The sequence below is a fragment of the Streptomyces sp. NPDC054847 genome, from assembly GCF_053610925.1.
On sequence record NZ_JBSGZJ010000455.1, the window covers coordinates 1 to 5,755 of the forward strand.

Consider the following 5,755-nt stretch of genomic DNA (forward strand, 5'->3'; position numbering starts at 1 on the left):
CCTATGCCCCGGCGCCGGGGGGCCTCGGCGGGCTCGTCCGTGCCCCGGGCGGGCGCGCGCTCGGGCGACGCCTCGCCGGGCCGGTCCGGGACGCGGTCGTGGGCGTCGTACGCGTACTGCGCCGGTACCCGAGGCGCGGGGTCGTCGGCGAGGGGGGCGTGCATGTGGTGCGTCCGGGAGGAGTCGCCGTACGCCGGGGCGGCGGCCGCGCGGCACGCACCGCCGGCGTGGCCGTGTGCGGGTGCCACCGTGGGGTCGGGGCGGTACGGCCGGGCGGCCCGGCCGCCGTCGGGTGCCCGGTGGGACCGGTCGGTGCCGGCCGGCGGCGTGTCGTCCGGTGACCCGGCCGACGCCCATGACGGCACCGGCCGTGTCCCGTGGAGGAAGGGGCCGGTGCTCCCCGCCTCGTATGCGCCCGCGGAGCCGCCCGGACCCGGCGCGGGCCTGCCGTCGACGGAGGCGGACGACGGACCCGGGACGCGGAGGTGGCCCTCGCCGTCCGGCGCGGTGGGAAGCGCGGGAGCAGGCGCGCCGGGGGAGAGGCGCAGGGTGGACTCGCCCAGTCGGAGCAGCGCACCGGACGGCAGACGCACGGGCCGGGCGTGCACGGGTGCTCCGTCGACCGTGGTGCCGTTCGTGGAGCCGAGGTCGGTCACGGTGACCCGGCCGTCGTCCGCGAGCGTCACCGCGCAGTGCAGCCGGGAGACGTCGGGGTCGTCCAGCGGTACGTCGGCGTCGGCCGAGCGGCCGATGCTGATCCGGCCGCCGTGCAGCAGATGGACCCCTCCGGCGTCGGGCCCGGCCACGACGTGCAGCTGTGCCGACACCTCGCCCTCGTGCGTCTCGTCCTCGGCCGGCGTCTGGAGGGACAGCACCGCGCCGTCGACCAGCGGCGGTTCGCCGAGGGTACGGCGCTGCGGGTCCAGGCGTTCCTGTCCCGCGTAGAGGACGACGGTGCCGGAGACGTCGGGGCCGGAGACGGCGGCGGCGAGACCGGAGGCCACGGCGGCGAGCGCGGTACCCGCCGGCGCGGTCACGATCACGTCGCAGGGGCGCGCGGCGGGCGCGGACTGTCCGCCGCGCGGCGCGAGAACAGTCAGCCGGATCTGCATCGCCGTCAGCCATCCCTTCTGCGCGGGGTGCCCGGCAGGGAAGCCGCCCGGATCGCCCCCACCCGGCAGGTCGGCACGCGCCGGAGGCTCCCTCCCCACGGCTCCGTGCTGGAGGCATCCTCGCATCCGCCACCGACAACACGCCCGCCGCCCACCCATAAGTGATCTTGACCGGTCGGCCCGGGTGACAATTCCGGACGGAAAAGCACGTGGTGGTATCCCGTAAAGGTCATCTTGAGGAACTACGGACGGAGGGGATCGTGATGTTCAGTGCGCGCGGACCCGGCAACCATCCGTACGATGCCCGCGTCTGTCCATCGAACAGGGGCGACCGGACGGACACCCCCTAAAGTGGGTCGGACAACCCGGTGGGCCGAAAATCATCCGGCGGACCGGGACCCATGTGAGGATCACGATCAGCAGGGAGCGCATGACGTGCGGCCGGTAGGCAGCAAGTACCTGCTCGAGGAGCCGCTCGGGCGCGGCGCCACGGGCACCGTCTGGCGAGCCCGTCAGAGGGAGACCGCGGGCGCCGAGGCGGCCGTCGCGGGCCAGCCCGGCGAAACCGTCGCGATCAAGGTCCTCAAGGAGGAGCTGGCGAACGACGCGGACGTGGTGATGCGTTTCCTCCGGGAGCGCTCCGTCCTGCTCCGCCTCACCCACCCGAACATCGTCCGGACCCGGGACCTCGTCGTCGAGGGCGATCTCCTCGCCCTCGTCATGGACCTGATCGACGGCCCGGACCTGCACCGGTACCTGCGCGACAACGGCCCGCTCAGCCCGGTCGCCGCCTCGCTGATGACCGCCCAGATCGCGGACGCGCTCGCCTCCAGCCACGCCGACGGCGTCGTCCACCGCGACCTGAAGCCGGCGAACGTGCTCCTCAAGACGGACGCCGACGGTCAGATGCACCCGATGCTGACCGACTTCGGCATCGCACGCCTCGCGGACTCCCCGGGCCTGACCAGGACGCACGAGTTCGTCGGCACCCCCGCGTACGTCGCGCCGGAGTCGGCGGAGGGCCGCCCGCAGACCTCGGCCGTCGACATCTACGGCGCGGGCATCCTGCTGTACGAGCTGGTCACCGGACGCCCTCCGTTCGCCGGGGGCACGGCGCTCGAGGTGCTGCACCGCCACCTCAGCGAGGAGCCGCGCCGCCCCTCGACCCTTCCTGAGCCGCTGTGGACGGTCATAGAGCGCTGCCTGCGCAAGGAGCCCTCGGAGCGGCCCAGCGCCGAGAACCTCGCCCGCGGTCTGCGTACCGTCGCGGCCGGCATCGGTGTGCACGCGAACGCCGCCCAGGTCGACGCCGCCCTCGGTGTCGCCGCGCTCCTCGCGCCGGACCCCGCGCCGGCGCCGGTGCCGCAGACCCCCGGTGCCGCCGACCCGACGCAGGTCCTGCCGAACACCGGCGGCGGCAGCAGCGCCTACGACCCCTCCGCGGCGACCAGCGTCATGCCGCAGACCGGGCAGCCCGGTGGCACGGCCGACCCGACCGCCGTGATGCCGCCCGTTCCGCCGGGGCAGCCCGGACCGGAGGAGCCGCACCCATGGCAGTCCCAGCTGCGCGCGGCCCGGGACCGCAACGAGCAGACGCAGGTCCAGTACCTCGACCCCAGCCAGGACCCCCTGCGCCGGCGCCCGCAGCGCCAGGCCCCGCAGCAGCCCCCGCAGAACCGTCAGCAGCGGCCTCAGCAGCAGTACGCGCCGGCGCCGCAGCAGCGTCCGCAGCATCAGCCGCAGCGTCAGCAGTACGCACCGCCGCCCCAGCAGCAGCAGTACGCACCTCCGCAGCAGCCGCCGGCCCAGCGCCCGCCCCGCCAGCCGCGGCAGCGCGCCAACCCGATGCGCATCCCCGGGCTCGGCTGTCTCAAGGGCTGCCTGTTCACGGTGCTGCTGTTCGTCGTGGCCGGCTGGCTGATCTGGGAGCTCACCCCGCTCCAGGACTGGGTCGCGGAGGGCAAGAGCTACTGGGACGCGATCGGCGACGGCATTTCGACGGTCACGGACTGGATCTCGAAGCTCGGCGAGGCGAAGGACACCGCCGACCAGATCGGTAACCAGCAGTAACTCTGTCGTTTTGTCGACTTCTGCGGGCTTATTTATCCCGCAGAAGTGGAGGTTGGTGTCATCCGGGGCACACAGGTCCCCGATGCCCGCGTACGTTGTGGGGCAACGCCAGCCGCTGAGGGAGCAGTCTTGGCACGGAATATCGGCAGCCGGTACACGGCCCACCAGATCCTGGGGCGGGGCAGCGCCGGCACGGTGTGGCTCGGCGAAGGACCCGAGGGGCCTGTCGCCATCAAGCTTCTTCGCGAGGACCTCGCGTCCGACCAGGAGCTGGTCGGACGCTTCGTCCAGGAGCGCACCGCCCTGCTCGGGCTCGACCATCCCAGGGTCGTCGGTGTCCGCGACCTCGTCGTCGACGGCAACGACCTGGCGCTGGTCATGCAGCTCGTGCGCGGCACCGACCTGCGGACCCGTCTGGACCGTGAGCGCCGTCTCGCGCCGGAGGCCGCCGTCGCGATCATCGCGGACGTCGCCGACGGCCTGGCGGCGGCCCACGCCGCGGGCATCGTGCACCGGGACGTCAAGCCGGAGAACATCCTGCTCGACATGGAGGGTCCGCTCGGGCCCGCCGGCTCGCACCCCGCACTGCTCACCGACTTCGGCGTCGCCAAGCTGATCGACACACCGCGCCGCACCAAGGCCCAGCGGCCCACCGGAAGCGGTGCGCCGAACCCCTCGGGCATCATCGGCACCCCCGACTACATCGCCCCCGAGATCGTCGAGGGTCTGCCGCCCCGCGCTGCCGTCGACATCTACGCCCTCGCCACGGTCCTCTACGAGGTCCTGGCCGGCTTCACCCCGTTCGGCGGCGGGCACCCCGGTGCCGTCCTGCGCCGTCACGTCACAGAGACGGTGGTGCCCCTGCCCGGCATCCCCGACGAGCTGTGGCAGCTCATCGTCCAGTGCCTGGCCAAGGCGCCCGCCTCCCGGCTGCGCGCCTCCGAGGTGGCGGCCCGGCTGCACGACCTGCTGCCGACTCTGAAGGGCATGCCGCCCCTGGACGTCGACGAGCCGGACGCGGAACCGGCCGCCGAGCCCTATGAGGACGCCCTGCCGCCCACTCCCGGGGAACCGCGCCGCCGTGGCGCCGTCCCGCTCGTCCCCGGCGCGGCCCCGGCCGACTCCAACCGTGACACCCACACCTCGATGCGGGTCCCCGCGCCGGACGAGTTGGCGGGCGGCGCGCACGGCACGGCGAGGGCCCCGCGTTCGCCCGGCCAGCGCCGGCCCGGGTCCGCCCGCAACAGGTCGACCGCGGTGCGCAGGCGCCGGATCACTCTGGGTGTCGCCGCACTCGCCGTCGTCGCGGCGGTCGGTATCGGCGGCTGGCTGGCCGTGAGCGACGACGACGGCCAGGTGCCGCCCCCGGATTTCCAGCAGTCGGCGCCCTCGGACCCCTAGGGCTCCGGGGCCAGCACGGGTCCGGCCGCTCAGCCGTTACGCTGGACCCGTGGCAGTCGTCGATGTATCCGAAGAGCTGAAGTCCCTTTCCTCGACCATGGGGTCGATCGAGGCCGTTCTGGACCTCGACAGGATGAGGGCAGACATCGCCGTGCTCGAGGAGCAGGCGGCGGCACCGTCCCTGTGGGACGACCCCGAGGCGGCGCAGAAGATCACCAGCAAGCTTTCCCACCTTCAGGCCGAGGTCCGCAAGACGGAGGCACTCCGCGGCCGGATCGACGACCTCGAGATCCTCTTCGAGCTCGCGGAGGCCGAGGACGACCCGGACGCGCGGGCCGAGGCCGAGGCCGAGCTGGAGTCGGTGCGCAAGGCGCTGGACGAGATGGAGGTCCGCACCCTCCTGTCCGGCGAGTACGACGAGCGCGAGGCGCTGGTCAACATCCGCGCCGAGGCCGGCGGTGTCGACGCGGCGGACTTCGCCGAGCAGCTCCAGCGCATGTACCTCCGCTGGGCCGAGCGGCACAACTACGGCACCGAGGTGTACGAGACGTCGTACGCGGAGGAGGCCGGCATCAAGTCGACCACCTTCGTCGTCAAGGCGCCCTACGCGTACGGCACGCTCTCCGTCGAGCAGGGCACGCACCGGCTGGTGCGTATCTCGCCCTTCGACAACCAGGGCCGCCGTCAGACGTCCTTCGCGGGCGTCGAGGTGCTGCCGGTCGTCGAGAAGACCGATCACATCGAGATCGACGAGTCCGAGCTGCGCGTCGACGTCTACCGCGCGTCGGGCCCCGGCGGCCAGGGCGTCAACACCACCGACTCCGCGGTGCGGCTGACGCACATCCCGACCGGCATCGTGGTGTCCTGCCAGAACGAGCGCTCGCAGATCCAGAACAAGGCGAGCGCGATGAACGTCCTCCAGGCGAAGCTGCTCGAGCGCCGCCGCCAGGAGGAGCAGGCCAGGATGGACGCCCTCAAGGGCGACGGCGGCAACTCCTGGGGCAACCAGATGCGTTCGTACGTGCTGCACCCGTACCAGATGGTCAAGGACCTGCGCACCGACTTCGAAGTGGGCAATCCCCAGTCGGTACTTGACGGTGAGATCGACGGATTCCTCGAAGCCGGAATTCGCTGGCGCAAGCAGAGCGAGAAGTAGCCTCCGCGCTACGGAG

General features: G+C 72.9%; 4 protein-coding genes. 3 read left to right on the forward strand and 1 reads right to left on the reverse strand.

Annotation, left to right across the window (positions count from 1 at the left end):
• On the reverse strand, nt 1–1,211 hold a 1,211-nt coding region (locus ACWGH4_RS29925; RefSeq protein ID WP_453466425.1), incomplete at its 3' end, for an FHA domain-containing protein.
• A 336-nt stretch (nt 1,212–1,547) separates the two neighbouring features.
• Here ACWGH4_RS29925 and ACWGH4_RS29930 point away from each other — a divergent pair.
• The 3 genes from ACWGH4_RS29930 (at nt 1,548) to prfB (ending at nt 5,739) form a co-directional block, all read left to right on the forward strand.
• Nucleotides 1,548–3,182 (forward strand): protein kinase domain-containing protein, encoded by a 1,635-nt coding sequence (locus ACWGH4_RS29930; RefSeq protein WP_441265452.1) that lies wholly within the window; start codon nt 1,548–1,550, stop codon nt 3,180–3,182.
• Between the two features lie 129 nt (nt 3,183–3,311).
• Nucleotides 3,312–4,583: a protein kinase domain-containing protein gene (locus ACWGH4_RS29935; protein WP_453466428.1), complete on the forward strand. Its 1,272-nt coding sequence runs from the start codon at nt 3,312–3,314 to the stop codon at nt 4,581–4,583.
• Nucleotides 4,584–4,632: 49 nt separating this feature from the next.
• The gene (gene prfB / locus ACWGH4_RS29940) at nt 4,633–5,739 is read left to right on the forward strand and encodes a peptide chain release factor 2 (protein ID WP_453466430.1); all 1,107 of its coding nucleotides are present in this window, start codon (nt 4,633–4,635) and stop codon (nt 5,737–5,739) included.
• The last annotated feature ends 16 nt before the right edge of the window (nt 5,740–5,755 follow it).